The organism is Curtobacterium sp. KBS0715, from assembly GCF_005938005.2.
Lineage (GTDB): Bacteria > Actinomycetota > Actinomycetes > Actinomycetales > Microbacteriaceae > Curtobacterium > Curtobacterium flaccumfaciens.
On the sequence record NZ_VCCA02000001.1, the window covers coordinates 1,785,451 to 1,811,236 of the forward strand.

General features: G+C 70.8%; 25 protein-coding genes. 23 read left to right on the top strand and 2 right to left on the bottom strand.

Annotated elements, in window-relative coordinates; all coding sequences use genetic code 11:
- Positions 1–23: 23 nt before the first annotated feature.
- The 11 genes from FFG40_RS08570 to dapF all read left to right on the top strand — a co-directional run bounded on the left by FFG40_RS08570 (position 24) and on the right by dapF (position 12,291).
- Complete coding sequence (locus tag FFG40_RS08570) at positions 24–1,700, top strand: ribonuclease J (protein WP_027464761.1); 1,677 nt, start codon at positions 24–26, stop codon at positions 1,698–1,700.
- Positions 1,701–1,796: 96 nt separating this feature from the next.
- Positions 1,797–4,730: a DNA translocase FtsK gene (locus tag FFG40_RS08575; protein ID WP_138802879.1), complete on the top strand. Its 2,934-nt coding sequence runs from the start codon at positions 1,797–1,799 to the stop codon at positions 4,728–4,730.
- A gap of 5 nt (positions 4,731–4,735) precedes the next feature.
- The gene (gene pgsA, locus FFG40_RS08580; RefSeq protein WP_185974141.1) at positions 4,736–5,380 is read left to right on the top strand and encodes a CDP-diacylglycerol--glycerol-3-phosphate 3-phosphatidyltransferase; all 645 of its coding nucleotides are present in this window, start codon (positions 4,736–4,738) and stop codon (positions 5,378–5,380) included.
- Positions 5,377–5,904: a CinA family protein gene (locus tag FFG40_RS08585; RefSeq protein ID WP_138802881.1), complete on the top strand. Its 528-nt coding sequence runs from the start codon at positions 5,377–5,379 to the stop codon at positions 5,902–5,904. Before pgsA ends, FFG40_RS08585 begins: the two co-directional genes overlap by 4 nt.
- A gap of 154 nt (positions 5,905–6,058) precedes the next feature.
- Positions 6,059–6,367, top strand: a complete 309-nt coding sequence (locus FFG40_RS08590; protein ID WP_027464765.1) for a helix-turn-helix domain-containing protein — start codon at positions 6,059–6,061, stop codon at positions 6,365–6,367.
- An 86-nt stretch (positions 6,368–6,453) separates the two neighbouring features.
- Positions 6,454–6,678, top strand: a complete 225-nt coding sequence (locus tag FFG40_RS08595) for a DUF3046 domain-containing protein (RefSeq protein WP_017885915.1) — start codon at positions 6,454–6,456, stop codon at positions 6,676–6,678.
- Positions 6,679–6,950: 272 nt separating this feature from the next.
- On the top strand, positions 6,951–8,012 hold the full coding sequence (gene recA, locus FFG40_RS08600; protein WP_027464767.1) for a recombinase RecA: 1,062 nt from the start codon (positions 6,951–6,953) through the stop codon (positions 8,010–8,012).
- A complete protein-coding gene (locus tag FFG40_RS08605) occupies positions 8,009–8,923 on the top strand; it encodes a regulatory protein RecX (RefSeq protein WP_138802882.1) in 915 nt (304 codons plus the stop codon). The genes recA and FFG40_RS08605 overlap by 4 nt, the downstream gene beginning before the upstream one ends.
- A 26-nt stretch (positions 8,924–8,949) precedes the next feature.
- Positions 8,950–10,446: a tRNA (N6-isopentenyl adenosine(37)-C2)-methylthiotransferase MiaB gene (gene miaB / locus FFG40_RS08610; RefSeq protein WP_138802883.1), complete on the top strand. Its 1,497-nt coding sequence runs from the start codon at positions 8,950–8,952 to the stop codon at positions 10,444–10,446.
- Positions 10,433–11,404 (top strand): tRNA (adenosine(37)-N6)-dimethylallyltransferase MiaA, encoded by a 972-nt coding sequence (gene miaA / locus FFG40_RS08615; protein ID WP_138802884.1) that lies wholly within the window; start codon positions 10,433–10,435, stop codon positions 11,402–11,404. The genes miaB and miaA overlap by 14 nt, the downstream gene beginning before the upstream one ends.
- Positions 11,401–12,291 carry a diaminopimelate epimerase gene (gene dapF / locus FFG40_RS08620; protein ID WP_138802885.1) on the top strand — a complete coding sequence of 297 codons (891 nt, stop codon included), beginning with the start codon at positions 11,401–11,403 and terminating at the stop codon, positions 12,289–12,291. Before miaA ends, dapF begins: the two co-directional genes overlap by 4 nt.
- Positions 12,292–12,450: 159 nt before the next feature.
- On the opposite strand, the gene FFG40_RS08625 is transcribed toward dapF, so the two are convergent.
- Positions 12,451–13,062 carry a class I SAM-dependent methyltransferase gene (locus FFG40_RS08625; protein ID WP_138802886.1) on the bottom strand — a complete coding sequence of 204 codons (612 nt, stop codon included), beginning with the start codon at positions 13,060–13,062 and terminating at the stop codon, positions 12,451–12,453.
- 61 nt (positions 13,063–13,123) lie between these two features.
- On the opposite strand from FFG40_RS08625, the gene hflX reads away from it, so the two are divergent.
- A complete protein-coding gene (gene hflX / locus FFG40_RS08630; protein WP_138802887.1) occupies positions 13,124–14,665 on the top strand; it encodes a GTPase HflX in 1,542 nt (513 codons plus the stop codon).
- Positions 14,666–14,861: 196 nt separating this feature from the next.
- On the opposite strand, the gene lexA is transcribed toward hflX, so the two are convergent.
- Entirely contained in the window at positions 14,862–15,506 is a 645-nt protein-coding gene (gene lexA, locus FFG40_RS08635; protein WP_027464773.1) for a transcriptional repressor LexA, read from the bottom strand.
- A gap of 236 nt (positions 15,507–15,742) precedes the next feature.
- Here lexA and FFG40_RS08640 point away from each other — a divergent pair, with 236 nt between their 5' ends.
- The 11 genes from FFG40_RS08640 (at position 15,743) to FFG40_RS08690 (ending at position 25,628) form a co-directional block, all read left to right on the top strand.
- A complete protein-coding gene (locus FFG40_RS08640; RefSeq protein ID WP_110859282.1) occupies positions 15,743–16,120 on the top strand; it encodes a LysM peptidoglycan-binding domain-containing protein in 378 nt (125 codons plus the stop codon).
- Between the two features lie 64 nt (positions 16,121–16,184).
- The gene (locus tag FFG40_RS08645; RefSeq protein ID WP_138802888.1) at positions 16,185–17,291 is read left to right on the top strand and encodes a histidinol-phosphate transaminase; all 1,107 of its coding nucleotides are present in this window, start codon (positions 16,185–16,187) and stop codon (positions 17,289–17,291) included.
- Positions 17,288–17,890 (top strand): imidazoleglycerol-phosphate dehydratase HisB, encoded by a 603-nt coding sequence (gene hisB, locus FFG40_RS08650; RefSeq protein ID WP_027464776.1) that lies wholly within the window; start codon positions 17,288–17,290, stop codon positions 17,888–17,890. Before FFG40_RS08645 ends, hisB begins: the two co-directional genes overlap by 4 nt.
- Positions 17,887–18,525, top strand: coding sequence for an imidazole glycerol phosphate synthase subunit HisH (gene hisH / locus FFG40_RS08655; RefSeq protein ID WP_017885903.1), 639 nt, complete (start codon positions 17,887–17,889; stop codon positions 18,523–18,525). Before hisB ends, hisH begins: the two co-directional genes overlap by 4 nt.
- A gap of 97 nt (positions 18,526–18,622) precedes the next feature.
- Complete coding sequence (gene priA, locus FFG40_RS08660) at positions 18,623–19,369, top strand: bifunctional 1-(5-phosphoribosyl)-5-((5-phosphoribosylamino)methylideneamino)imidazole-4-carboxamide isomerase/phosphoribosylanthranilate isomerase PriA (protein WP_017885902.1); 747 nt, start codon at positions 18,623–18,625, stop codon at positions 19,367–19,369.
- A 4-nt stretch (positions 19,370–19,373) separates the two neighbouring features.
- The gene (locus FFG40_RS08665; protein ID WP_111057442.1) at positions 19,374–20,189 is read left to right on the top strand and encodes an SseB family protein; all 816 of its coding nucleotides are present in this window, start codon (positions 19,374–19,376) and stop codon (positions 20,187–20,189) included.
- A 59-nt stretch (positions 20,190–20,248) separates the two neighbouring features.
- On the top strand, positions 20,249–21,124 hold the full coding sequence (locus FFG40_RS08670) for a ParA family protein (protein ID WP_017885900.1): 876 nt from the start codon (positions 20,249–20,251) through the stop codon (positions 21,122–21,124).
- Positions 21,108–21,911: a ScpA family protein gene (locus tag FFG40_RS08675; RefSeq protein WP_171907825.1), complete on the top strand. Its 804-nt coding sequence runs from the start codon at positions 21,108–21,110 to the stop codon at positions 21,909–21,911. Before FFG40_RS08670 ends, FFG40_RS08675 begins: the two co-directional genes overlap by 17 nt.
- Entirely contained in the window at positions 21,901–22,590 is a 690-nt protein-coding gene (gene scpB, locus FFG40_RS08680) for an SMC-Scp complex subunit ScpB (protein WP_260678833.1), read from the top strand. The genes FFG40_RS08675 and scpB overlap by 11 nt, the downstream gene beginning before the upstream one ends.
- 1,078 nt (positions 22,591–23,668) lie before the next feature.
- Entirely contained in the window at positions 23,669–24,457 is a 789-nt protein-coding gene (locus FFG40_RS17290) for a pseudouridine synthase (protein ID WP_231495626.1), read from the top strand.
- A gap of 58 nt (positions 24,458–24,515) precedes the next feature.
- The gene (locus FFG40_RS08690; protein ID WP_138802890.1) at positions 24,516–25,628 is read left to right on the top strand and encodes a prephenate dehydrogenase; all 1,113 of its coding nucleotides are present in this window, start codon (positions 24,516–24,518) and stop codon (positions 25,626–25,628) included.
- The last annotated feature ends 158 nt before the right edge of the window (positions 25,629–25,786 follow it).

Here is a 25,786-nt window from a genome sequence, read left to right on the forward strand (position 1 = left end):
GTCGCCCGAATCCGTAGGACCGAATGCCCACACAGATCTCCGAACCGCAGCCGCTCGAAGCCGGCACCCTCCGCGTCGTCCCCATCGGGGGCCTCGGCGAGATCGGTCGCAACATGACCGTCTACGAGTACGAGGGCAAGCTGCTCATCGTCGACGCCGGCGTGCTGTTCCCCGAGGAGCACCAGCCCGGCGTCGACCTGATCCTGCCGGACTTCTCGCCGATCCGGGACCGCCTCGACGACGTCCTCGGTGTCGTGCTCACGCACGGCCACGAAGACCACATCGGCGCCGTCCCGTACCTGCTCAAGCTCCGCGACGACATCCCGCTGATCGGCTCCACGCTGACCCTCGCGCTGGTCGAGGCGAAGCTCAAGGAACACCGGATCAAGCCGTACACGCTCGTCGTGGCCGAGGACCAGACCGAGCAGATCGGCCCGTTCCACCTCGAGTTCGTCGCCGTGAACCACTCCATCCCGGACGCCCTTGCCGTCGCGATCACGACCCCCGCCGGTCGTGTGCTGCACACGGGTGACTTCAAGATGGACCAGCTCCCGCTGGACGACCGCATCACGGACCTCCGTGCGTTCGCCCGTCTGGGCGAGGCCGGCGTGGACCTGTTCCTGCCGGACTCCACGAACGCCGACGTGCCGGGCTTCACCGCTCCGGAGCGCGACATCGGCCCGGTGCTCGAGAACATCATCATGCGCGCCCGCAAGAAGGTCGTCGTGGCGAGCTTCTCGTCGCACGTGCACCGCGTGCAGCAGGTCCTCGACGCCGCCGCGGCCGCGAACCGCAAGGTCGCGTTCATGGGGCGCTCGATGATCCGCAACATGACGATCGCCGCCGACCTCGGGTACCTGCGGGTGCCGGAGAACGTGCTCATCGACACGAAGAAGGCGAAGAACGTCCCCGACGACCAGATCGTCTACATGTCGACCGGGTCGCAGGGTGAGCCGATGGCCGTCCTGGCCCGCATGGCGAACCTCGAGCACCAGATCGAGATCGGCGAGGGCGACACCGTCATCCTCGCGTCGTCGCTCATCCCGGGCAACGAGAACGCGGTGTACCGCGTCATCGACGGGCTGACCAAGCTCGGCGCGAAGGTCGTGCACAAGGGCAACGCGAAGGTGCACGTCTCCGGACACGCCTCCGCCGGCGAGCTGCTCTACTGCTACAACATCCTGCGGCCGCGCAACGTGCTCCCCGTCCACGGCGAGCACCGCCACCTGTACGCGAACGCCGACCTGGCGATCCAGACGGGCGTCCCGCCGCGCAACGTGATCCTCGGGCAGGACGGCATCGTCGTCGACCTGAAGGACGGCGTCGCGACGGTCGCCGGTCAGCTCGACATCGGCTACGTCTACGTCGACGGCTCCACCGTCGGCGAGATCACCGACGCCGACCTGAAGGACCGCCGCGTCCTGGCGGAAGAGGGCTTCATCTCGATCTTCTGCGCGGTGGACTTCACCACCGGGCAGTGCGTGATCGGCCCGGAGATCCAGTCGCGTGGCTTCGCCGAGGACGACTCCGTGTTCGACGACGTCCGCCCGCAGATCGCCAAGGCGATCTCCGAGGCTGCCGCGAACGGCACGCGCGACTCGCACGCCTTCGCGCAGGTCGTCCGTCGCACGGTCGGTCGCTGGGTGAACACGAAGCACCGTCGTCGTCCGATGATCGTCCCGGTGGTCATCGAGGCGTAGCGTCAGGCCCCGCCCTGGAGGCCCGTCCAACGTCCGTCACGGGCGCTGCGGCGGGCCTTCCTGCGTTTGTCCTGAGCGGGCGTTAGGGTTCTGCCCATGGCCGGAGGCACCAAGTCGACCACGCGCTCGCGCGCGTCCACGTCGTCCCGTGGCAACGGGACGCGCGGTTCGTCGCGCACCCAGGCCACGACGAAGAAGCTGCCGCAGGCTGCGCCCACGCCGGTGTTCCGCGAGCAGAACCCGCTCGTGACCTTCTGGCTCGCGATGGCGCACGGCGTCGGCGCGATGTTCCGGCTGCTCGGCAAGGAGACCCTCGAGAAGGACCAGCGGCGCGACGGGTTCCCGTTCCTGCTGTTCCTGCTGGCCATCGCCGGCGGGATCGTGGAGTGGCTCAACCCGACGAACAGCGTCTCCGTCGCACTCGACGCGTACACGTTCGGTGGGCTGTTCGGCCGCCTGGCGTTCGCTCTGCCCGTCATCATGATCGTGTTCGCCGGGTGGCTGTTCCGGCACCCGGCCTCGGTGCACGACAACACCCGGATCGGCATCGGCCTGGGCATCCTGATCGTGTCGATCGCCTCGCTCTGCCACGTCTTCGGTGGCCGACCGAGCGCGGCCGACGGCATGCCCGCGCTGGCCGCCGCCGGTGGGGTGCTGGGCTGGGTGGTCATCGGCTGGCTCGTCACGATCGCGACCGCCTGGGTGGCGGTCCCCGTGGCGATCGTGCTGCTCGTGCTCTCGCTCTTCATCATCACCAAGACGCCGCCGAACAAGCTCGGGCGACGCCTGCACGAGCTCTACGCCTACCTGTTCGGCGCCCCGGCCCCCGCAGCAGAACCCGAGGCCGACGCCGCCGCCGTGGCGGAGCCCGCCGCCCGCGCCCGCACGTCGAAGCGCGGCAAGAAGGGCGACACCGACTTCCAGCTGTTCGACGACCTCGGGTTCGGTGACGAGCAGGCCGCTGCCGACGCCGAAGCCGGTGGGGACAACGTGCCGTGGTGGCGCCGGAACAAGTCCGGGCGCGAAGAGGACCCGGCGTACGACAGCCCGGTGCTGCCGCCGGCCACCGGGGTCGCCCCGGCTGCCGCTGCCGTCGCACCGCCTGCGCCCGTCGTGCCCGCTTCCCCCGCCGTGAGCCCGAACGCCGGTGCCGCCGCCGGGCTCGTCGACCTCACGCCGGCCGAGCCCGCGTCGGTCAACCTCAACGACTCCGTCGAGCAGGACCTGCAGGACGCCGAGCAGGCGCTCCGCGCGTTCGGCACCGACGTCCCCGCGCGGCCGGAGCCGACGGCCGACATCCGTCCCGCGGTGCCCGAGGTGCTGTCCGAGCCCGAGATCGTCGACGAGCGCGAGGACATCGACGCGGCCGCCGAGCTGAGCGCGGCCGCCGCCGGTTCCGACGACGATCCGTCGAAGCCCTACCGACTGCCCGCCGCCACGACGCTGAGCTCCGGAACACCCTCGGTGGCGCGGAGCCAGGCGAACGACGACATCGTCGCCGCGATCACCGGGGTGCTCACCGAGTTCAAGGTCGACGCGAAGGTCACCGGGTTCTCCCGCGGGCCGACGGTGACCCGGTACGAGATCGAGCTCGGCCCCGGCGTCAAGGTCGAGCGCGTCACGGCCCTGTCGAAGAACCTGTCGTACGCGGTCGCCTCGAACGAAGTCCGCATCCTGTCGCCGATCCCGGGCAAGAGCGCCATCGGCGTCGAGATCCCGAACACCGACCGCGAGATCGTCTCGCTCGGTGACGTGCTGCGCTCGAACGCCGCCCGCAAGTCGAAGCACCCGATGACGATCGGCGTCGGCAAGGACGTCGAGGGCGGCTTCGTCGTCGCGAACCTGGCGAAGATGCCACACCTGCTCGTCGCCGGCTCCACCGGTTCCGGCAAGTCGGTGTTCATCAACTCGATGATCACGTCGCTGCTGATGCGCGCGAAGCCGTCCGAGGTCCGCATGGTCCTGGTCGACCCGAAGCGCGTCGAGCTCTCCATCTACGCCGGTGTCCCGCACCTCATCACGCCCATCATCACGAACCCGAAGAAGGCGGCCGAAGCGCTGCAGTGGGTCGTGAAGGAGATGGACATGCGGTACGACGACCTGGCGTCGTTCGGGTTCCGCCACGTCGACGACTTCAACAAGGCGATCGAGAACAACGAGATCGTCCTGCCGGCGGGCAGCGAGCGGAAGCTCAAGCCGTACCCGTACCTGCTCGTCGTCGTCGACGAGCTCGCCGACCTCATGCTCGTGGCGCCGCGTGACGTCGAGGAGTCGATCGTCCGCATCACCCAGCTCGCCCGTGCCGCCGGTATCCACCTGGTGCTCGCGACGCAGCGCCCCTCGGTCGACGTCATCACGGGCCTGATCAAGGCGAACGTTCCGTCGCGCATCGCCTTCGCGGTGACGAGCGTCACGGACTCCCGCGTCATCCTCGACCAGCCCGGCGCCGACAAGCTCATCGGTCAGGGCGACGCGCTCTTCCTGCCGATGGGCTCGTCCAAGTCGCTCCGCGTGCAGGGGGCCTGGGTGCAGGAGGGCGAGGTCGCCGAGGTCGTCCAGCACGTCACGCGGCAGGCGCAGCCCGAGTACCGCCAGGACGTCCAGGCCGTGGTCGAGCGCAAGGAGATCGACGCCGACATCGGAGACGACCTCGAACTGCTGCTCGCGGCCGTCGAGCAGGTCGTGTCGACCCAGTTCGGTTCGACGTCGATGCTGCAGCGGAAGCTCCGCGTCGGCTTCGCCAAGGCCGGTCGTCTGATGGACCTGATGGAGTCGCGCGACATCGTCGGGCCGTCCGAGGGTTCGAAGGCCCGCGACGTCCTGGTGACCGCCGACCAGCTGCCCGCGGTGCTCGCGAAGCTCCGCGGCGAGGAGCCGCCCGCCGCGGCCGCTCCGGCAGCGCCGGCCCCGACGCCGTCCGGCGACGGTGACCGCTACGGAGCAGACCCCGTCGGGGACATGACCCGCGGGTACGATGAAGTCCACGACGAGCCCGATGAGGACGCGTGGGGACTGACGGGCAGGGAGTGACGGCGATGACCGCCTCGGACAGCACGAACACCACGCACGGCGCACGGTTCCCGTGGCGCGGGCGGCTGCTGCGCAAGGGCCCCGGCCCGGCGTCGACCGCGAACGTCGCGAACATCATCACGGTGGTGCGCATCCTGATGGCGCCGCTGTTCTTCGTCCTGCTGCTCGCCGACGCCGGCAACGACGGACCCCTGCGCATCTGGGCAGCGGTCGTCTTCGTCGTGGCGATCGTCACGGACAGCGCCGACGGCATCATCGCCCGTCGGCAGAACCTGGTCACGGACTTCGGCAAGCTCGTCGACCCGATCGCCGACAAGGTGCTCATCGGTGGTGCGCTCGTCGCGCTGTCGATCCTGGCCGAGCTGCCCTGGTACGTCACCGTGCTGATCATGGTGCGCGAGATCGGCATCACGGTCTTCCGGTTCGCGGTGCTCTCCGACCGGGTGATCCCGGCCAGCCGCGGCGGCAAGATCAAGACCGTGCTGCAGGCGGTCGCCCTGACCGCGGCGCTGTTCCCGTGGTGGAACCTGGTCGGCGACTGGGCGCACTGGGTCAACGGCATCCTGATGACGGGCGCGTTCCTGGCAACCATCCTGAGCGGGATCGACTACCTCTGGCAGGCATGGAAGCACAACCGCACCACCGCATGACCGGACCCGACCGCTCGACGCAGGCCGCGCCTCCCGTCCCGGTCGCACCGGGACTCATCGCCGAACTGACGGCGCGGGGCGAGACCCTCGCCGTGGCGGAGTCGCTGACCGGCGGCCTCGTGGTCGCGACCCTCGTCGACGTGCCGGGTGCGAGCGCCGTCGTCCGCGGCGGCGTCGTGGCCTACGCGACGCCCGTGAAGCACTCGGTGCTCGGGGTCTCGGCGGAGCTGCTCGAGGCCGAGGGCGCCGTGCACCCCGAGGTCGCCCGGCAGATGGCCGCCGGTGTCCGGTTCGCGCTGTCCGTCGACGGGGAACCGGCGACATGGGGGATCAGCACGACGGGCGTCGCCGGCCCGGATCCGCAGGACGGCAAGCCCGTCGGCACCGTGTACGTGGGGATCGCCTCCGCCGCGGGGGCTGAGGCCTTCGAGCTGCACCTCGACGGTGACCGAGGGGCAATCCGGCACGCCGCCGTCTCCGAACTCCTTGCACGGATGTCGTCCGAGGTCCGGGGCCGGGAATAGGTCCCGTTTCCACTGGGTTACATCTCACGAAATCTCCAGCAGTACGGCAGCCAGCCTGGCTAACATGCTGCAACCGGCAACGCTATTGTTGCTGAACCCGAACTCGATCCACCGGACCGAGCGGGCGCGGAGACGACAGAGAGGAGGAGTTCTCATGGTTCTCGTTCGTCAGGAAATCGGCGATGTGCTCCGGGACTTCCGCTTGCAGAAGGGCCGGACCCTCCGTCAGGTCGCGTCCAAGGCCAGTGTCGCGCTCGGGTACCTCAGTGAGGTCGAGCGCGGGCAGAAGGAAGCCAGCTCGGAGATCCTCGCGTCCGTCGCGGATGCTCTGGACACGCCCATCTCGACCATCATGCGCGAAGTGGGCGACCGCCTCGCGATCGTCGAGGGGCTGACCCCCGTCCCCGACACGCTCCCGGACGACCTCGTCGCCGAGTTCGACAACGACCTCGCGGTGCGCTGAGCGCATCGCACCGAACGCCCTCGCCGGTCCTTCCCGGCGGGGGCGTTCTGCGTTCCGGCCCGCGAGCACGCGCCTAGGCTGGTCGGATGCGCGTGAGTGAGTTCTGGCGAGCCGTCGACCAGGTGTTCGGTGAGGCCTACGGTTCCGTGGTCACCCGTGACGTCGTGCTCGAAGGGCTCGGCGGTCGCTCCGCCGTGGACGCCCTCGCCGCCGGCATCGACGCCCGCCGGGTGTGGGACGCGCTGTGCGACTCGCAGGACGTCCCGATGGACCGTCGGCACGGCAAGGGCCTGGCCGAACCCCAGGACTGAGCCGGTTCCGCGGGGCCGAGCACCCGAAACTGTGTTCGGCGTGTTGCTCGAACGCGTGTTCGATCGGTGGTAGCTTCCTCCACAGCGGCGTCGCCCGGGTGTTCCATCCACAGATCGCGTGACCGTCGGCAGTGATGTCGGTGGCTCGCCATAGGTTGATGGACATCGGGAACAGCCCGAAGCCTTGTCGCAGAACCATCGGCCTTGCACCATCGGCCGGCGTGGACGCGACAGCCTACAGGCGGCCGAACACGAGCACGAAGGAGCACCCCATGCCATCACCGGCAGACCGCGAGAAGGCCCTCGAGACCGCACTCGCACAGATCGACAGGCAGTTCGGCAAGGGTGCGATCATGCGCCTCGGTTCGGACGAACGCGCCCCCGTCAACGTCATCCAGACCGGGTCGGTGGCGCTGGACGTCGCGCTCGGCATCGGTGGCCTGCCCCGTGGCCGCATCGTCGAGATCTACGGCCCGGAGTCGTCGGGTAAGACGACCCTCACCATCCACGCCATCGCCAACGCCCAGCGCGCCGGTGGCATCGCGGCCTTCATCGACGCCGAGCACGCGCTCGACCCCGAGTACGCCAAGAAGCTCGGTGTCGACATCGACGCCCTGCTCGTGTCGCAGCCCGACACCGCCGAGCAGGCGCTCGAGATCGCGGACATGCTGGTCCGCTCCGGCTCCATCGACCTCATCGTCATCGACTCCGTCGCGGCCCTCGTGCCCCGTGCCGAGATCGAGGGCGAGATGGGCGACTCGCACGTCGGTCTGCAGGCCCGCCTCATGTCCCAGGCCCTGCGAAAGCTCGCCGGTGGCCTGAACCAGACGCAGACCACGATGATCTTCATCAACCAGCTGCGCGAGAAGATCGGCGTGTTCTTCGGTTCACCGGAGACCACCTCGGGCGGTAAGGCGCTGAAGTTCTACGCGTCCGTCCGCCTCGACATCCGTCGCATCGAGACGCTCAAGAGCGGCACCGACGCGGTGGGCAACCGCACACGCGTCAAGGTCGTCAAGAACAAGATGGCGCCGCCCTTCAAGCAGGCCGAGTTCGACATCCTGTACGGCGTCGGCATCTCGCGCGAAGGCTCGCTGCTCGACTTCGGTGTCGACCACGGCATCGTCAAGAAGTCGGGTGCCTGGTACACCTACGACGGCGACCAGCTCGGGCAGGGCAAGGAGAACTCGCGTTCCTTCCTCATCCAGAACCCCGAGATCGCTGCCGACATCGAAGGCAAGATCCTCGCCAAGCTCGGCGTCGGCGGCGCCAAGGCCGAAGATGCCCCGGTCGAGTCGATCGCGCCGAAGCTCGCGGAGCGCAAGGGCGCGTGAGCACCGACCACGACGACGACGGCCTCGCACCGGTCACCGACCTGTTCGGTGCGAGGTCGCGTCGTCGCGCTCCTGTCACGCCGGTGATGCCCGCCATCCCCGAGCCTCCGGTGTCACCGGACGAACCGCGCGACTCCGACGGCTGGGCCCTGCCCGAGTCCGACGAAGGCCGGGCGGAGGAGTTCCCCGCATCGTTCGACGCCGATTCGCCGGTGCCCCTGCATGGTGCCCGGGGGCCGGCAGCGTGGGTGTCGCCCGTGATCGGCGACGGCAGCGGGCGCTCGAGCCGTGCGGAGCAGGACGGCTACGACGCCGAGACCGCTGATGCCACCACCGCGTCGGTGTTCTCCATCGCCGGCGGCGAGGAGATCGACCCGGCCGACGCACCGCGTCCGCTCGACGAACAGCGGGCGGATGCCGAACGGATCAGCCTGCGCGCGCTCGGTCGCAAGGGCGTGAGTGAGTCCGAGATGCGGACCCTGCTGCTGCAGCAGGACCTCGACCCCGACGTGGTCGAGCACGAGATCGAACGGTTGACCCGTGTCGGGCTCCTCGACGACGTCGCCCTCGCCACCGACCTGGTGGACCGACTGCACGCCCGCAAGGGTCTCGGTCGACAGGGTGTCGTGACGGAGCTCCGCCGACGGGGCATCGACCAGGTGGCGATCGACACCGCACTCGACGAAGCCGCCGACGACGAGGACGACGAGTTCCTCCGTGCGCAAGAGCTCGCCGACAAGCGGGCGCCGCAGATGCGCGGGCTCGACCGGGCCACGGCAGAACGCCGGCTGTCCGGCTTCCTGATGCGCAAGGGCTACAGCTCCGGCGTCGTCCGGATCGCTGTGGCACGGGCCCTCGACGGTGGCGGGAAACGGCCGCAGCCCGGCCGCGGGACCGTACGATTCGAGTAGTCGCTCCGACCTACACTGGAACGACCATGGCCACCGTCGAAGCGCGCCCCCGCACCTACGAAGTCCGCACCTACGGGTGCCAGATGAACGTGCACGACTCCGAGCGGTTGAGCGGGTCGTTGCAGGCCGCGGGCTACACCGCGGCGGACGGTGCGCAGGCCGACGTCGTCGTCATCAACACCTGTGCGGTGCGCGAGAACGCGGACAACCGGCTGTACGGCAATCTCGGGCAGCTCGCGGGGATCAAGCGCGAGCACCCCGGCATGCAGATCGCCGTCGGCGGGTGCCTGGCGCAGAAGGACAAGAACGTCATCCTCGAGAAGGCGCCGTGGGTCGACGTCGTCTTCGGCACGCACAACATGGGGTCGCTGCCGACCCTGCTCGAGCGGGCGCGGCACAACGACGAGGCGCAGATCGAGATCCTCGAGGCACTCGACGTCTTCCCGTCGACGCTGCCCACCAAGCGCGACTCGACGCACAGCGGCTGGGTCTCGATCTCGGTGGGCTGCAACAACACCTGCACGTTCTGCATCGTCCCCTCGCTCCGCGGCAAGGAGAAGGACCGCCGTCCCGGTGACGTCCTGGCCGAGATCCAGGCGCTCGTCGACGACGGCGCGATCGAGGTCACGCTGCTCGGGCAGAACGTGAACTCCTACGGGGTCGAGTTCGGCGACCGACAGGCGTTCGGCAAGCTGCTGCGGTCCACCGGCACCATCGAGGGGCTCGAGCGCGTCCGCTTCACGAGCCCGCACCCGGCGGCCTTCACCGACGACGTCATCGACGCGATGGCCGAGACCCCGAACGTGATGCCCCAGCTGCACATGCCGCTGCAGTCGGGCTCCGACCGGGTGCTCAAGGCCATGCGCCGGAGCTACCGTAGCGAGCGGTTCCTCGGCATCCTCGACCGCGTCCGCGCGAAGATCCCGAACGCGGCGATCTCCACCGACATCATCGTCGGGTTCCCCGGCGAGACCGACGCCGACTTCGAGGACACCCTGCGCGTCGTCGAGCAGGCGCGGTTCGCTTCGGCGTTCACGTTCCAGTACTCGATCCGCCCGGGCACTCCGGCGGCGACGATGGACGACCAGCTGCCGAAGCACATCGTGCAGGAGCGCTACGAGCGACTCGTCGCCCTGCAGGAACGCATCACCGCGGAGGAGAACGCGCTGCAGGTCGGCCGGAGCGTCGAGGTGCTCGTCGCCTCCGGTGAAGGCCGCAAGGACGACGCGACCCGCCGGCTCTCCGGTCGCGCGGAGGACTCCCGGCTCGTGCACTTCACCGTGCCCGCCGGGTCCGAGGCCCCGCGCCCGGGCGACGTGGTCACCGTCGACATCACCCGTGCCGCACCGCACTTCCTGCTCGCCGACGACGACGCTCCGTTGCGCATCCGACGTACCCGGGCCGGTGACGCCTGGGACCGCGCGCAGGCCGAGAGCTGCGGCGTGACCACGCCCGCTGCCGCCGCGGGCGACGGTCCCCGTCCGGTCTCGCTCGGGCTGCCCACGCTCCGTGTCGGGCGCTGACCTGCCGACCGCCGGTGCCGATGCCACTGCCACTGCCACTGCCGACCTGATCGCGGTGGTCGGGGCGACGGGCACCGGGAAGTCCGACCTCGGCATCTCGATCGCAGAGCGGCTGCGTGCTGCCGGACGCCCCGCGGAGATCATCAACGCGGACGCCATGCAGCTGTACCGGGGCATGGACATCGGTACCGCGAAGCTTCCGCCGGCCGAACGGCACGGCATCCCGCACCACCAGCTCGACGTGCTCGACGTCACCGACGAGGCGAGCGTCGCCGCGTACCAGGTCGCCGCCCGGGCCGACGTCGACCGGATCCAGGCCGACGGTGGCGTGGCCGTCCTCGTGGGCGGCAGCGGCCTCTACGTCTCCGCGGTGCTGTTCGACCTGGCGTTCCCGGGCACCGACCCCGCGCTCCGTGCGCAGCTCGAGCGCGAGCACGAGGAGCTCGGCCCGGGCATCCTGCTCGAGCGACTCCGCGCCCTCGACCCGGCGGCCGCCGCGACGATCGACGCACGCAACCCACGGCGGTTGATCCGTGCACTCGAGATCGCGAGCCGATCCGAGGTCGTGACCCCGAGCCTCCCGGCCGCGCCCCGCGTCTGGCGACCGTCCCGGATCCTGCACCTGCGGCGTGACCGCGAGCAGCTCGTGTCGGCGCTGCACGAGCGGGCCGCGCGGATGTTCGAGGCCGGACTCGTCGACGAGGTCGCGGCGCTCCGCGAGCAGGGACTCGAGCAGGGCAGGACCGCGCGCGGCGCCATCGGGTACTCGCAGGCGCTCGAGGTGCTCGCCGGCACGTCGACCCGCGAGCAGGCGGTCGAGGCGACCGGCATCGCGACCCGGAAGTACGCCCGGCGGCAGGTGTCGTGGTTCCGCCGGTACGCCGATGCCGAGACGCTCGACGTCACCGGTGCGGACCGCGGCGACCTGTCGGAACTGGCCCGTAGGATCGTGCCGTGACCGAGCTGCACTTCACCAAGGGCCAGGGGACCGGCAACGACTTCGTCCTGTTCGCGGACCCCGACGCCACCGTCGACCTGACCCCCGAGCGGATCCGCGCCATCGCGGACCGACGCTTCGGCGTGGGCGGCGACGGCGTGATCCGCGCGGTGCGGTCCGAGGCGATCCCCGAGGGGCGTGCGCTCGTGGCCGTCGAGCCCGAGGCGACGTGGTTCATGGACTACCACAACGCCGACGGCACGGTCGCGGAGATGTGCGGCAACGGCATCCGCGTGTTCGCCCGGTACCTGACCGAGTCCGGCCTGGTCGAGCTCGCTCCCGGTGAGACGCTCACCGTCGGCAGCCGCAAGGGGCTGGTCGACATCCAGCGCACCACGAACGGGTTCGCCGCCGACCTCGGCCGCTGGGCCCTGGGCATCGAGGGCGGTGGTTCCGACGACGTGCTCGTCCGGGCGAAGAACCTCGACGGGGCGCGGCCCGGCATCGGCATCGACGTGGGCAACCCGCACGTGGTAGTCGCCGTCGAGACCGAGGACGAACTGGCCGACCTCGACCTGACCTTCCTGCCGGTGCTCGACCCGGCACCGGAGCACGGTGCGAACGTCGAGTTCGTGCTGCCCGGCGACCCCCTCATCAAGGACGGCGTCGGCGAGATCACGATGCGGGTGCACGAGCGGGGGAGCGGTGAGACGCTCTCGTGCGGCACCGGGGCGGTCGCGGCGGCCCTCGCCACGCGTTACTGGGTCGGTGCGGGGGCGCCGGACACCTGGCGCGTGCGGGTGCCGGGCGGGCTGCTGACGGTGCGGATGACGGCGACCGAGGACGGCGAGCACGTCTCGCTGTCCGGTCCCGCCGAGCTCGTGTTCTCGGGCGACCTGACGGTCTGACGTGGCGCGCGGGGCGCTTCGCCCCGCGGCACGGGTCGCGGCGCACGGGCGCGCTTCGCCCCGTGTCGCTTCGTGAGCAGAAATGGTCGGGTGCCCAGCGGCGACCCGACCATTTCTGCTCACGATGTGAGCGCTCGCGCTCGCGCTCGCGCTCGCTCGCTACGCGCTGCGGCGCACCCGGATGACGCGGAAGCCCTTGGCCGTCGACTCGCGGGTGACGGAGAACCCCTCGCCGAGCGCCCCGACGAGCCACTTCTGCAGCGAGTCGCCCCCGAGGTCCTTGGACACGACGAGCCAGGCGTCGCCCCCGACCTCGAGCCGGGGCAGCCACGTCAGCAGGATCTGGTGCAGTTCGTCCTTGCCGACACGGATCGGCGGGTTCGACGAGATCGTGCGGAAGCGAAGGTCGGCCGGCACGTCGTCGGGCAGCGCGATCGTGACGTTCGACGCCCCGGCAGCAGCCGCGTTGGCGCGCGCGAGCCCGAGCACCCGCTCGTTGACGTCGACGCCCCACACGTGGGCGTCGGGGGACTGCAGGGCCATGGTGATCGCGATCGGGCCCCAGCCGCAGCCGATGTCGAGCAGGGCGCCGTCGGCAGCCGGTGCCGGCACCGAACCGAGCAGGACCTTCGTGCCGCGGTCGACGCCGTCGGGGCTGAAGACCCCCGACGCGGTCGACAGGGTGAGGGGCTGACCGGCGAGCGTGACGTGCACCTGGCGCGGCCGGAGTTCGCTCTCGGGGGTGGCCGAGAAGTAGTGGTCGTTCGCCATGGATGAACCGTACCGGCAACCGAGTGTGTCGGAGGGCCTGCGGAGGTAGCCTGTGCACAGGATGACGGATACCCATCAGCAGAACCACCAGACCAACGACGACAGCGCAGACGGTGTCGTCGAAAGGGTGTTGCGCAACGCAGACCACCGCGCAGCATCGTCCATCTTCGCACCCGCTCAGGCCATCCAGACGCAGTCGGTCGACGACCGCAGCTGGACCGGCGACGGCGACCAGTACGACCGTGAGGACCGTGCGGCGCTGCGCCGTGTCGCCGGCCTCTCCACCGAACTCGAGGACGTCACCGAGGTCGAGTACCGCCAGCTGCGGCTCGAGCAGGTCGTCCTCATCGGCGTGTACCCCCAGGGCGACGCCTCGGACGCCGAGAACTCCCTCCGCGAGCTCGCGGCACTCGCCGAGACCGCGGGTGCCGTGGTGCTCGACGGGCTCCTCCAGCGTCGGCCGAACCCGGACCCGGCAACCTACCTGGGCAAGGGCAAAGCCCAGGAGCTCGCGATGGTCGTCAAGGCCACCGGCGCCGACACGGTCATCGCCGACACCGAACTCGCACCCTCGCAGCGTCGTGCGCTCGAGGACGTCGTGAAGGTGAAGGTCATCGACCGCACGGCCGTGATCCTCGACATCTTCAGCCAGCACGCGAAGACCCGCGAGGGCAAGGCGCAGGTCGAACTCGCCCAGCTGCAGTACCTGCTGCCGCGACTGCGCGGTTGGGGTGACTCGATGTCCCGGCAGGCCGGTGGCCAGGTCTCCGGAGGTGCTGGCATGGGCTCTCGTGGCCCCGGCGAGACGAAGATGGAGCTCGACCGCCGCAAGATCCACACGCGGATGGCGAAGCTCCGCCGGCAGATCGCCGGGTTCACCCCGGCCCGTGAGGCCAAGCGTGCCGAGCGCAACCGCAACGAGGTGCCGAGCGTCGCGATCGCGGGCTACACCAACGCCGGCAAGTCGTCGCTCTTGAACCGGCTCACGAGCGCGGGTGTGCTCGTGCAGAACCAGCTCTTCGCGACGCTGGACGCCACCGTCCGTCGGACCGAGAGCGCCAAGGGCCGGGAGTTCACGTTCGTCGACACGGTCGGCTTCGTACGCAACCTGCCGCACCAGCTCGTCGAGGCCTTCCGCTCCACCCTCGAAGAGGTCGGCGACGCCGACGTCATCGTGCACGTGGTCGACGGCTCGCACCCCGACCCCGGGGCGCAGCTGTCCACCGTGCGCGAGGTCATCGGCGACGTCGGTGCGGGTGACATCCCGGAGATCGTCGTCTTCAACAAGGCCGACCTGATCGACGACGCGCAGCGTCTGGTGCTCATCGGACTCGTGCCGGACGCGGTGTTCGTGTCGGCGCGCACCGGTGAGGGCATCCCGGAGCTCCTCGGCGTCATCGAGGACCGCCTGCCCGAGCCCGACGTCGACCTGGCGATCGTGGTGCCGTACGACCGCGGCGACCTGGTGTCGTCGCTGCACGACACCGGCTCGGTCGAGTCCGTCGACTACGTCGAGGACGGCACGCGCCTGCGGGTGCGCGTCTTCCAGCGGCAGGTCGCCGAGCTCGAGCCCTACGTGGTCACGCCGGTCCCGACGGTCTGACGCTCGGCCCCGGCGAGCGCTGCCGCGCGGCCTGGAGGCCCGTCACGGGTCCGCCGTACGCCGTCGCGTCACCGAGACGCCCCGGAACACACGAAACGCCGCCGAATCCGGCGGCGTTTCGTCGTGCAGGGGGCGTCGTACGAGGGGTTTCGTGCACCGACGACGGAGTCTCGCGCAAGTGCAGCGCGGGCCGCGGTCAGAGGGAGCGGAGGACCGCGACGACCTTGCCGAGGACCGAGGCCGCGTCGCCGAGGATCGGCTCGAAGGCGGAGTTGCGCGGCAGCAGCCACGTGTGACCGTCGCGCTGGCGGAAGACCTTGACCGTCGCCTCTTCGTCGAGCATGGCTGCGACGATGTCACCGTTCTCGGCGGTCTGCTGCGACCGGACGACGACCCAGTCGCCGTCGCAGATCGCGGCGTCGATCATCGACTCACCGACGACCTTGAGCATGAAGAGCTCGCCGGTGCCGACGAGCTGTCGGGGGAGCGGGATGATCTCGTCGACGTGCTGCTCGGCGGTGATCGGGACACCGGCGGCGATCCGGCCGACGAGCGGCACGAGCGTGGTGGCGTCGATGTCCGGGCCGCCGACGTCGGACGACGGCTCGTCGACCAGGACCTCGAGCGCGCGTGGACGGTTCGGGTCGCGGCGGATCCAGCCACCGAGCTCGAGCTGGCCGAGCTGGTGGGAGACGCTGGAGAGCGAGGAGAGCCCGGCGGCGTCGCCGATCTCGCGCATGCTCGGCGGGTAGCCCCGTGAGGCGATCGACGCACGGATCGCGTCGAAGATCGCCTGCTGCTTCGGCGTCAGCGGCTTCTGGCCCCGCAGTTCGTCCACCACGTCGTCTCGCTTTCGTCGGTGCCGGTCCGGCCGCGGCGGGAATGTCGGTGGTCCCCGTCAGGCTTGTCCCAGTCGATCGAAACAGTATCCGACCAGCCAGGGCCGGACAAACACCTGTTCGAGCGTGTCGCAAGAAAACCCCGTACAAATCCCCTCACAGGACTTGTGCGTCGTCTGATTCGAAACTATGTTCGGTACACGACTTCGGTTCCACCGAACGGGAAGGCAAGAACGACATGAGCACCATCGCCATCGCTGACATCCAGCGCACCGCGGCGCCCGCCGTGCGTACCCGCCTGCGTCTGACGCGTCGCGGCCGTATCGTCTTCACGACGCTCGCCGCGCTCCCGCTCCTCATCGTCGTCGCGCTCGGCGTGCTGAACGGTGGACAGGCCTCCGCCGGTGACGCCACCGCCGGCGGCGCTCGCACCCAGTTCGAGACCGTGACGATCCAGCCGGGCGAGACGCTCTGGCAGCTCGCCGAGCAGACGGCCCCCGACTCGGACCCGCGCGACTTCGTGCAGGACGTCGTGAGCCTCAACGCGCTCGACGGCTCCGCGCTGCAGGCCGGCGAAGAGATCGCCATCCCCACCAAGTACACCGACGGCGAGTAGCCACTCGGGCAACGCCGTCCAGACGGCTGGTCGTCACACGGTGACAGCGGCCTACGATGGATCGGTGGCATTCACGCTCGAAGACCTCCCGATCCGAGACGACCTGCGCGGGCAGAGCCCCTACGGCGCTCCGCAGAAGCACGTCCGTGTGCAGCTCAACGTCAACGAGAACACGCATCCGGTTCCGGACGACGTCGCTGCGGACATCGTCGAGTCGATCCGGCAGGCCCTGCTGACGGTCAACCGGTACCCGGACCGCGAGTTCACCGAGCTCCGGCAGTCCCTTGCCGACTACCTCGGGCACGACCTGACCGCCGAGCAGCTCTGGGCGGCGAACGGGTCCAACGAGGTGTTGCAGCAGCTCCTCCAGGCGTTCGGCGGGCCCGGTCGCTCGGTGCTCGGGTTCCCGCCCACTTACTCGATGCACTCGATCCTCGCGTCGGGCACCGGCACCACGTGGATCCCGGCCCAGCGGGACGACGAGTTCCGCATCTCGCCCGAGATCGTCGTGGCGGCCATCCGTGCGCACCAGCCGGACATCGTGTTCCTGTGCGGGCCGAACAACCCGACGGGCACCCCGCTCGACATCGAGACGATCGCGGCCGCCTACGACGCGACCGACGGCATCGTGATGGTGGACGAGGCGTACGCCGAGTTCATGCCGTCCGACGCTCCGAGCGCGCTCACGCTGCTGCCCGGTCGTGAGCGCCTCGTGGTCTCCCGCACCATGAGCAAGGCGTTCGCGTTCGCCGGTGCCCGGGTCGGGTACATGGCCGCGCACCCGGCCGTCGTCGACGCCGTCCGGCTCGTCCGGCTGCCGTACCACCTGTCCGCGCTGACCCAGGCGGCGGCGGTCGCGGCACTCCGGCACGCCCCCGAGATGCTGGCGATGGTCGACGACATCAAGGGGCAGCGCGACCGCATGGTCACCGAGCTCCAGGCCATGGGGTACCGCACCTACGAGACCTGGTCGAACTTCGTCCTGTTCGGTGGTGTGGCCGACCCGAACGCCGCGTTCGAAGCGCTCCTCGAGCGTGACGTCATCGTGCGCGACCTCGGGATCCCGAACCACCTGCGGGTGAGCGCGGGAACCGAGGCCGAGACGACCGCGTTCCTCGACGCCATGCGGCAGGTCGCCGCCGAGCAGCCGCCGGTTAGGGTTGAGGCATGACCGCCCGCACCGCCTCGATCAGCCGTTCGACGAGCGAATCGAGTGTCGAACTCGAGCTCGACCTGGACGGCACCGGGACCTCGTCGATCTCGACCTCCGTCCCGTTCTTCGACCACATGCTGACCGCGTTCAGCAAGCACTCCCTGATCGACCTGCGCGTACGCTCGACGGGCGACACCGACATCGACGTGCACCACACGGTCGAGGACACCGGCATCGTGCTCGGACAGGCGATCAAGCAGGCCCTCGGGGACCGCTCCGGCATCGGCCGGTACGGCGACGCCCTGGTCCCGCTCGACGAAGCGCTGGCCCAGGCTGTCGTCGATGTCTCCGGGCGTCCGTTCCTCGTGCACTCCGGCGAGCCCGCGGGCTTCGAGTTCCACCGCATCGGCGGCCACTTCACCGGCTCGATGGTCCGCCACGTGTTCGAGGCGATCACGTTCAACGCCGGCATCACCGTCCATGTCCGCGTGCTCGAGGGCCGGGACCCCCACCACATCGCCGAAGCCGAGTTCAAGGCGTTCGCCCGAGCCATGCGCAAGGCGGTCGAACTGGACCCGCGCGTCGACGGCATCCCCTCGACGAAGGGCGCCCTGTGACCGCCGCCAAGCCGAACGTCGTCGTCCTCGACTACGGGTCGGGCAACGTCCACTCCGCCGCCAAGGCGCTCGAGCGCGCCGGGGCCGACGTCACGCTGACCTCCGACAAGCAGGCGGCGCTCAAGGCCGACGGCCTGCTCGTCCCCGGCGTCGGCGCGTTCGCCGCCGTGATCGACCAGCTCGAGGGCGTTCAGGGCGGCGAGATCGTCGACCACCGTCTGGCCGGCGGGCGACCCGTGCTCGGCATCTGCGTCGGCATGCAGGTCCTGTTCTCGCGCGGCATCGAGCGTGGTGCCGACGTCGAAGGGCTCGGCCAGTGGCCCGGCACCGTGCAGGAGATCCAGGCCGAGGTGCTGCCGCACATGGGCTGGAACACCGTGCAGGCCCCCGAGGACTCCGTGCTGTTCGACGGGCTACACGACGAGCGTTTCTACTTCGTGCACTCCTACGGCGTGACCGACTTCCCACTCGAGGCCTACGGGCCGTTCCGTGCGCCCCGTCTGACGTGGGCCGAGCACGGGCAGCCGTTCATCGCCGCGGTCGAGAACGGACCGCTCACCGCCACGCAGTTCCACCCCGAGAAGTCCGGCGAGCCGGGCATCCGCCTGCTCTCCAACTGGGTGCGTTCGCTCTGAACCCGGCCGGCGCCGGGCGCGACGGCCGTGCCGGACGCGCACCGGGCCTCCCGGCCGTCCGCAGCCCCTTCTCCACCGCAACGAAACCGACAGGACCATGACCGACCTCACCGACACCCCGCCCCTCGTCCTGCTGCCGGCGGTCGACGTCGTCGACGGACAGGCCGTGCGACTCACGCAGGGCGAGGCGGGGAGCGAGACCGGCTACGGCGACCCCGTCGCCGCTGCCCGGACCTGGCGTGACCAGGGCGCCGAGTGGATCCACCTCGTCGACCTCGACGCGGCGTTCGGCCGTGGCGACAACCGCCGGGTGATCGCGCACGCCGTCCGCGAGGTCGAGGGCGTCTCCGTCGAGCTGTCCGGCGGCATCCGCGACGACGCCTCGCTCGAAGCGGCACTGGCGACCGGTGCGGCGCGCGTGAACCTCGGCACCGCGGCGCTCGAGAACCCGGACTGGGCCGCGCGCGTGATCGGTGAGTACGGCGAGCAGATCGCGGTCGGGCTGGACGTCCGCGGCACCACGCTCTCGAGCCGCGGCTGGACCGAGGACGCCGGTGACCTGTGGGAGGTGCTCGACCGGCTGGAAGCCGCCGGTTGTGCCCGCTACGTGGTGACCGACGTCACCAAGGACGGCACGCTGCAGGGGCCGAACGTCGAACTGCTCCGCCAGGTGTGCGACCGGACCGATCAGCCCGTGGTCGCCTCCGGCGGGATCTCGACGCTCGACGACCTCCGTGCCCTCCGCGAACTCGTGCCGTACGGGCTCGAGGGCGCGATCATCGGCAAGGCGCTGTACTCCGGGGCGTTCACGCTGCCGGCCGCACTCGACATCGCCTCCGAGTAACGCCGTGGCGGGCATCTCGAACGGCCGTGGCACCGGGCCCGACGCCGACGACGCGCACACCCCCGGCGGGGCCGCGGACTCGGCGGGCTTCTCGTGGGAAGGCCGCACGTTCGACCACCACGACACCGCGTTCGCCGAGGACGACGGACTCGCCGACCCCGCGGTGGTCGCCGCGATCGGCGCGCTCGCCGGCGGTGCCTCGCAGGCGGCGATCGTCGAGGCGCTCCGCACCGCCCGCCTGCTCATCCCGCTCATCGCCGAGGCCGGCGACGTGGGGGAGACCGACGAGGGCAAGCTCGTCGACAAGACCCAGGAACTCTCGATCGTGACGGTCGCCGGTCCGGACGGTCGCAGCGTCATGCCGGCGTTCACCTCGGTCGACGCCATGCACGCGTGGGACCCGGACGCGCGCCCGGTCCCGGTGGAGTCCCGCCGTGTGGCGATGGCCGCGGCGAGCGAGGACACCCAGCTCGTCGTGCTCGACCCGAAGTCGCCGACCGAGTTCGTGCTGCGTCGTCCGGCGGTGTGGGCGCTCGGGCAGGACCTGCCGTGGGCCCCGTGCTTCGAGGACCCCGACGTGGCCCGCGCCTTCGCCGCGTCGGTCGAGGGGGAGTCCAGCGTCGCCCGTGTCGAACTCGCGCCGGGCGACCCGGTCGGCCGGTTCGCCGGGCCGGAGCTGACGGTGGGCCTGGCGCTGCACCCGGGGCTCGACCGAGAGCAGGTCGGCGAGCTCGTCGGCCGGCTGCAGCAGCGGTGGTCGACCGACCCCGTGATCGCCGAGCGGGTCGACAGCATGCGCGTCGCCCTGCGCGCTGCCTGACGAGCAACAGTGCGGCGGTGCGACCCGGCCCAGCCCGAGGTCGCCGGTACGATGACGGGGTGAGCCCGAACCCGACGACCAACCCCACCGGCGCGACCACCCACGGTCCGACGGGGCGTCCCGTCCGGGACTTCCCCGTGCCCGAGGAGCTCGACAGCACCGGACCCGCCCGCATCATCGCGCTCTGCAACCAGAAGGGCGGCGTCGGCAAGACCACGACGGCCATCAACCTGGGCGCCGCGCTCGCCGAGTACGGCCGCAAGGTCCTGGCCGTCGACTTCGACCCGCAGGGTGCGCTGTCCGCCGGCCTCGGGGTCCGGACGCACGACATCCACACCGTGTACGACCTGCTGATGGGCGCCGTGAAGGACCCGAACCAGGTCATCCAGCCGACGAACACCCCCGGCCTCGACGTCATCCCGGCGAACATCGACCTGTCCGCGGCCGAGGTGCACCTGGTCAACGAGGTCGCCCGCGAGCAGATCCTGGCGAGCGTGCTGCGCAAGGTCGCGAACGACTACGACGTGATCCTGGTCGACTGCCAGCCGTCGCTCGGCCTGCTCACCGTGAACGCCCTGACCGCGGCGCACGGCGTGCTCATCCCGCTCGAGTGCGAGTTCTTCGCGCTCCGCGGTGTCGCCCTGCTCATCGAGACGATCGACAAGGTGCGCGACCGCCTCAACCCGGCGCTCAAGCTCGACGGCATCCTGGCGACCATGTACGACTCGCGCACGCTGCACTCGCGCGAGGTCATGGAGCGGGTCGTCGACACCTTCGACGACCGTGTGCTCGACACCGTCATCGGCCGCACCGTGAAGTTCCCGGACGCCACGGTGTCCGCACGCCCGATCACGCAGACCGCGCCGGACCATCCTGCCGCCCACGCCTACCGGCAGCTCGCACGAGAGCTCGTCCAGCGTGGCGCCGTCGCCTGACGCGGGGTTCCGGGTCCGGCTCGCCAACTTCGACGGACCGTTCGACCTCCTGCTGTCGCTCATCACGAAGCACGAGCTGGACATCACCGAGGTGTCACTCGGTGCCGTGACGGGGGAGTTCATCCAGTACGTCCGGCAGGCCGAGTCCGCCGACGAGCTCGACGAGGCCAGCGAGTTCCTGGTCGTCGCGGCGACGCTGCTCGACCTGAAGATCGTCGGTCTGCTGCCCCAGGGTGAACTCGTGGACGCCGAGGACGTGGCCCTGCTCGAGGCCCGCGACCTGCTGTTCGCCCGACTGCTGCAGTACCGGGCGTTCAAGCAGGCCGCCGACTGGTTCGGGGAGCGCTGGGGCGTCGAGTCGCGCCGGCACGTCCGCAGCGTCCGGCTCGAGGAGCGGTTCCGTGCGCGGACGCCAGAGCTCGTCTGGACCCTGTCGGTGCAGGACTTCGCAGCACTGGCCGCGCTGGCCTTCGCCCCCCGGGAGATCCCGACCGTCGGCCTCGACCACCTGCACGCCCCGCTCATCAGCATCCGTGAACAGGCCGCGATCGTCGTCTCGATCCTCCGCACCCGAGATGGTGAGGGCGTCTCGTTCCGTGAACTGGTCGCGGGCGTCGACCAGACGGGTATCGTGGTGGCTCGCTTCCTCGCGATCCTCGAGCTGTACCGGAACGCGTCGATCTCGTTCGAGCAGCTCGAGCCGCTCGGGGAGCTGACACTGCGGTGGACCGCCGAGGACTGGTCCGACGAGAGCCTCGCGAACCTGGGAGCCGACTATGACGGATGACGTGCACGACACGTCCAGCGCCGAACCCGGCGGCGCCGACGAGATGGCCGACGCCCGCGCGATCGAGCACGAGATCCACGAGCGCGCCGCGTCCGAGGCCCACCCCGCCATCCCCATCGACCGCCAGCTCGAGGCCATCCTGATGATCGCCGACCAGCCGCAGTCGCTCGTCGCCCTCGGTGCTGCCGTCGGTTCGCCCGTCCCCGCCGTCCGCCAGGCGATCGAACGCCTGGTCGCGGACTTCGACGGCGTCGACGGCACGATCCGCCGTGGCTTCGAACTGCGCGAGGTCGGTGGCGGCTGGCGCTTCTACGTCCGCACCGACCTGGACCCCGTGGTCGAGCAGTTCGTCGAGGCCGAGCGACCCTCGCGGCTGTCGCAGGCTGCACTCGAGACCCTGGCGGTCGTCGCCTACAAGCAGCCGATCACCCGCTCGCAGATCGCTGCGATCCGCGCCGTCAACGTCGACGGCGTCGTCCGAACCCTGGTGGCACGCGGCCTCATCGAGGAGTCGTTCACCGACGCCGAGACCGGCGCCATCAACTACGTCACGTCCGACCTGCTCCTGCAGCAGCTCGGCATCAACTCGCTCGACGAGCTGCCGCTCATCTCGCCCCTCCTGGACGACGGTGCGGACGGCTTCGAGCAGAACGAAGGGATCCCCGATGGCAGGGTTTGACGACCGGGGGCGCGGCGCGCCCCGAGACCGAGACGACCGCAACGGACGCTCAGGAGGCCCGGATCGCTCGGGCCGCCCGGCCGGCGGACGCGGCGCAGCCGGTTCCGGTGCCGGTGGCCGCTCCGGCGGGTACGGTCGCGACGACCGCGGGGGCGCACGCCCGCCGCGTGACGACGACCGCCGTGGCGGGTACCCGTCGCGAGACGACCGTGGCGGCGACCGTGGTGGCTACCGCGGGTCCTCGGCTCCCCGTGACGACCGTGGTGGCTACCGGGGTCGTGACGACCGTTCCGGTGGCGGTGACCGTGGTGGCTACCGCGGGAACTCCGCTCCGCGTGACGACCGTGGTGGCTACCGGGGTCGTGACGACCGTGGGGCTTCCGCGCCGCGCGACGACCGGGGCGGCGATCGTGGTGGCTACCGCGGCAACTCGGCTCCGCGTGACGACCGCGGTGGGTACCGGGGTCGCGATGACCGATCCGGTGGCGGTGACCGTGGTGGCTACCGTGGCAACCCGGCTCCGCGTGACGACCGTGGTGGGTACCGCGGACGTGACGACCGTGGGGCTTCGGCTCCGCGTGACGACCGTGGTGGCTACCGGGGTCGCGACGACCGTTCCGGTGGCGGCGACCGTGGTGGCTACCGCGGCAACTCGGCTCCGCGTGACGACCGCGGTGGGTACCGCGGACGTGACGACCGTGGGGCTTCGGCTCCGCGTGACGACCGTGGCGGGTACCGGGGTCGCGACGACCGCAGCTCGGCACCGCGTGACGACCGTGGCGGGTACCGGGGTCGCGACGACCGTGGCAGCTCCGCTCCCCGCGACGACCGGCGCGACGACCGCCGGACTCCCGACGGCCAGCAGAGCCGCGTCTGGCACAACGGCCGTCGCTACGTCGGCGGCACCACGAGTGTCCGCAACAGCGACCGCACCACGCCGAAGCCGAGCGGGCAGCGCGACGACCGGGGCAACCCGGCCGAGGGCACGCCCGAGCGGCCGATCATCGAGGACTGGGACGCGGCGGACGGAACGGCGCCTGCCGGGGCCGAGCAGGGCCTCCAGGCAGAGGGTGAGCGCCTGCAGAAGGTGATCGCCGCTGCCGGCGTGGCATCCCGCCGGGTCGCGGAGAACCTGATCGTCGAGGGCCGCGTGACGGTCAACGGCGAGGTCGTGGACGCCCTCGGGCGTCGTGTCGACCCCGAGAAGGACGCGATCAGCGTCGACGGCGTGCCGGTGCAGATCGACTCCTCGCGGCGCTACATCGTGCTGAACAAGCCGACCGGCGTCGTCTCGAGCCTGCAGGACGAGCGCGGTCGCCGCGACCTGACCGAGTTCGTGGACCGCTACGAGGAGCGCCTGTTCAACGTCGGCCGCCTCGACACCGAGACCTCCGGGCTGCTCGTCCTGACGAACGACGGCGACCTGGCACACGTGCTGGCGCACCCGTCGTTCGGCGTGCAGAAGACGTACATCGCGAAGGTCCACGGCAACGTGAACCCCGCCGTGGTGCAGCGCCTGACCGAGGGCGTCGAGCTCGAGGACGGTCCGATCAAGGCCGACAAGGTGCGGTTGCTCGAGTCCTCGCGGGGTGAGTCGCTCGTCGAGATCACGCTGCACTCCGGCCGCAACCGCATCGTCCGTCGCATGCTCGAGGCCGTCGACCACCCGGTCCTCGAACTCGTCCGCCGGTCGTTCGGACCCCTGCACCTGGGCAGCCTGCCGCCGGGCAAGATGCGCGAGCTCGGCACGGTCGAGGTGGGCAAGCTGCTCAGCACCGTCCGTGACGCGAAGCCGTCCGCTCGTGACGACCGCGACGTCGCCCTCGACCAGGACGACGACGAGTACGAGGACGAGTCGGCGGACTGACCGACCCCGACGCTCGGGCATCGACCGATGCCCGAGCCTCGATCGGTAGGCTTGCCCGGTGACCGACGTGACCCCGACCGACATCGACCGCCGTCTGCGCGGCCCGGTCCGGGTCGTCGGTGCCGGGTTGCTCGGCGCCTCGATCGGTCTCGCCCTGAGCGAGAAGGGTGTGGACGTCGTCCTCGACGACGTCTCGCCCGCCGCGCTGGCGCTCGCCGTGGACTACGGCGCCGGGCGTCGACCCGCCGCCGGCGACCAGCCGGAGCTCGTCGTCGTCGCGGTGCCGCCGGACGTCGTCGCGACCGTGGTGGAGCGCGAGCTCGCCGCCCACCCCGACGCCGTGGTGACGGACGTCGCCAGCGTGAAGTCCGGGCCGCTCGCCGCCCTGGTGGCGGCCGGGGCCGACGTCTCCCGCTACATCGGGTCGCACCCGATGGCCGGACGTGAGCGCAGCGGTCCGACCGCTGCCCGCGCCGACCTGTTCGTCGGGCGCCCCTGGGTGATCGCCGGGCACGACGGCATCACGTACCAGCGTGCCGCGGTGGTCGAGGACCTCGCGCTCGACGTCGGCGCCACCGTCGTGCCGATGGACCCGGAGTCGCACGACCTCGCCGTCGCGTACGTCTCGCACGCGCCGCAGCTCGTGTCGACGCTGATGGCCTCGCGCCTGCGGGACGCCCCCGACGGGTCGCTCGGCCTGGCCGGCGGCGGTGTGCGCGACGTCACCCGGATCGCCGCGAGCGACCCGGGGCTCTGGGTGCAGATCATCGGGGCGAACGCCGGGCACATCCGGCCGGTGCTCACCGACCTGCGCGACGACCTGTCCCGTGTGATCGACGCGCTCGGCGACCCGGACGGTGCCGGATCGCCGCGCACCATCGCCGAGACGATCGCCGACGGCAACCGCGGGGTCGAACGGCTCCCCGGCAAGCACGGCACCACCAAGCGCTTCGCCCAGGTGGTCGTCCTGGTCGACGACACCCCCGGGCAGATCGCCGCACTCCTGACGTTCATCGGGGAGATCGGCATCAACCTCGAGGACATGCGCCTCGAGCACTCACCGGGCGCACAGATCGGCATCGTCGAGGTGTCGGTGCTGCCCGAGCAGGAACAGCGACTCGTCGAGGAACTCGAGGGGCGCGGATGGAGGATCGCAGCAGCATGGGCCTGAACGACGACACGAACGACTCCGGCGTGATCAGTGGACGCGCTCCGGCAGGCGGGACCGACGGGCCCGACTCCGGCCTGCCGACGCCGACCCCGACTCCTGGCGACGGGGCACGCGGCGGTGCTGAGGGTGGCCCCCTCGGCGGTCCGGCCGGCGGCCTC

Coding starts and splice junctions, on each gene's coding strand:
- FFG40_RS08570 (WP_027464761.1), top strand. CDS start 24: ATGCCCACACAGATCTCCGAACCGCAGCCGCTCGAAGCCGGCACCCTC.
- FFG40_RS08575 (WP_138802879.1), top strand. CDS start 1,797: ATGGCCGGAGGCACCAAGTCGACCACGCGCTCGCGCGCGTCCACGTCG.
- pgsA (WP_185974141.1), top strand. CDS start 4,736: ATGACCGCCTCGGACAGCACGAACACCACGCACGGCGCACGGTTCCCG.
- FFG40_RS08585 (WP_138802881.1), top strand. CDS start 5,377: ATGACCGGACCCGACCGCTCGACGCAGGCCGCGCCTCCCGTCCCGGTC.
- FFG40_RS08590 (WP_027464765.1), top strand. CDS start 6,059: ATGGTTCTCGTTCGTCAGGAAATCGGCGATGTGCTCCGGGACTTCCGC.
- FFG40_RS08595 (WP_017885915.1), top strand. CDS start 6,454: ATGCGCGTGAGTGAGTTCTGGCGAGCCGTCGACCAGGTGTTCGGTGAG.
- recA (WP_027464767.1), top strand. CDS start 6,951: ATGCCATCACCGGCAGACCGCGAGAAGGCCCTCGAGACCGCACTCGCA.
- miaB (WP_138802883.1), top strand. CDS start 8,950: ATGGCCACCGTCGAAGCGCGCCCCCGCACCTACGAAGTCCGCACCTAC.
- FFG40_RS08625 (WP_138802886.1), bottom strand. CDS start 13,062: ATGGCGAACGACCACTACTTCTCGGCCACCCCCGAGAGCGAACTCCGG.
- hflX (WP_138802887.1), top strand. CDS start 13,124: ATGACGGATACCCATCAGCAGAACCACCAGACCAACGACGACAGCGCA.
- FFG40_RS08640 (WP_110859282.1), top strand. CDS start 15,743: ATGAGCACCATCGCCATCGCTGACATCCAGCGCACCGCGGCGCCCGCC.
- hisB (WP_027464776.1), top strand. CDS start 17,288: ATGACCGCCCGCACCGCCTCGATCAGCCGTTCGACGAGCGAATCGAGT.
- priA (WP_017885902.1), top strand. CDS start 18,623: ATGACCGACCTCACCGACACCCCGCCCCTCGTCCTGCTGCCGGCGGTC.
- scpB (WP_260678833.1), top strand. CDS start 21,901: ATGACGGATGACGTGCACGACACGTCCAGCGCCGAACCCGGCGGCGCC.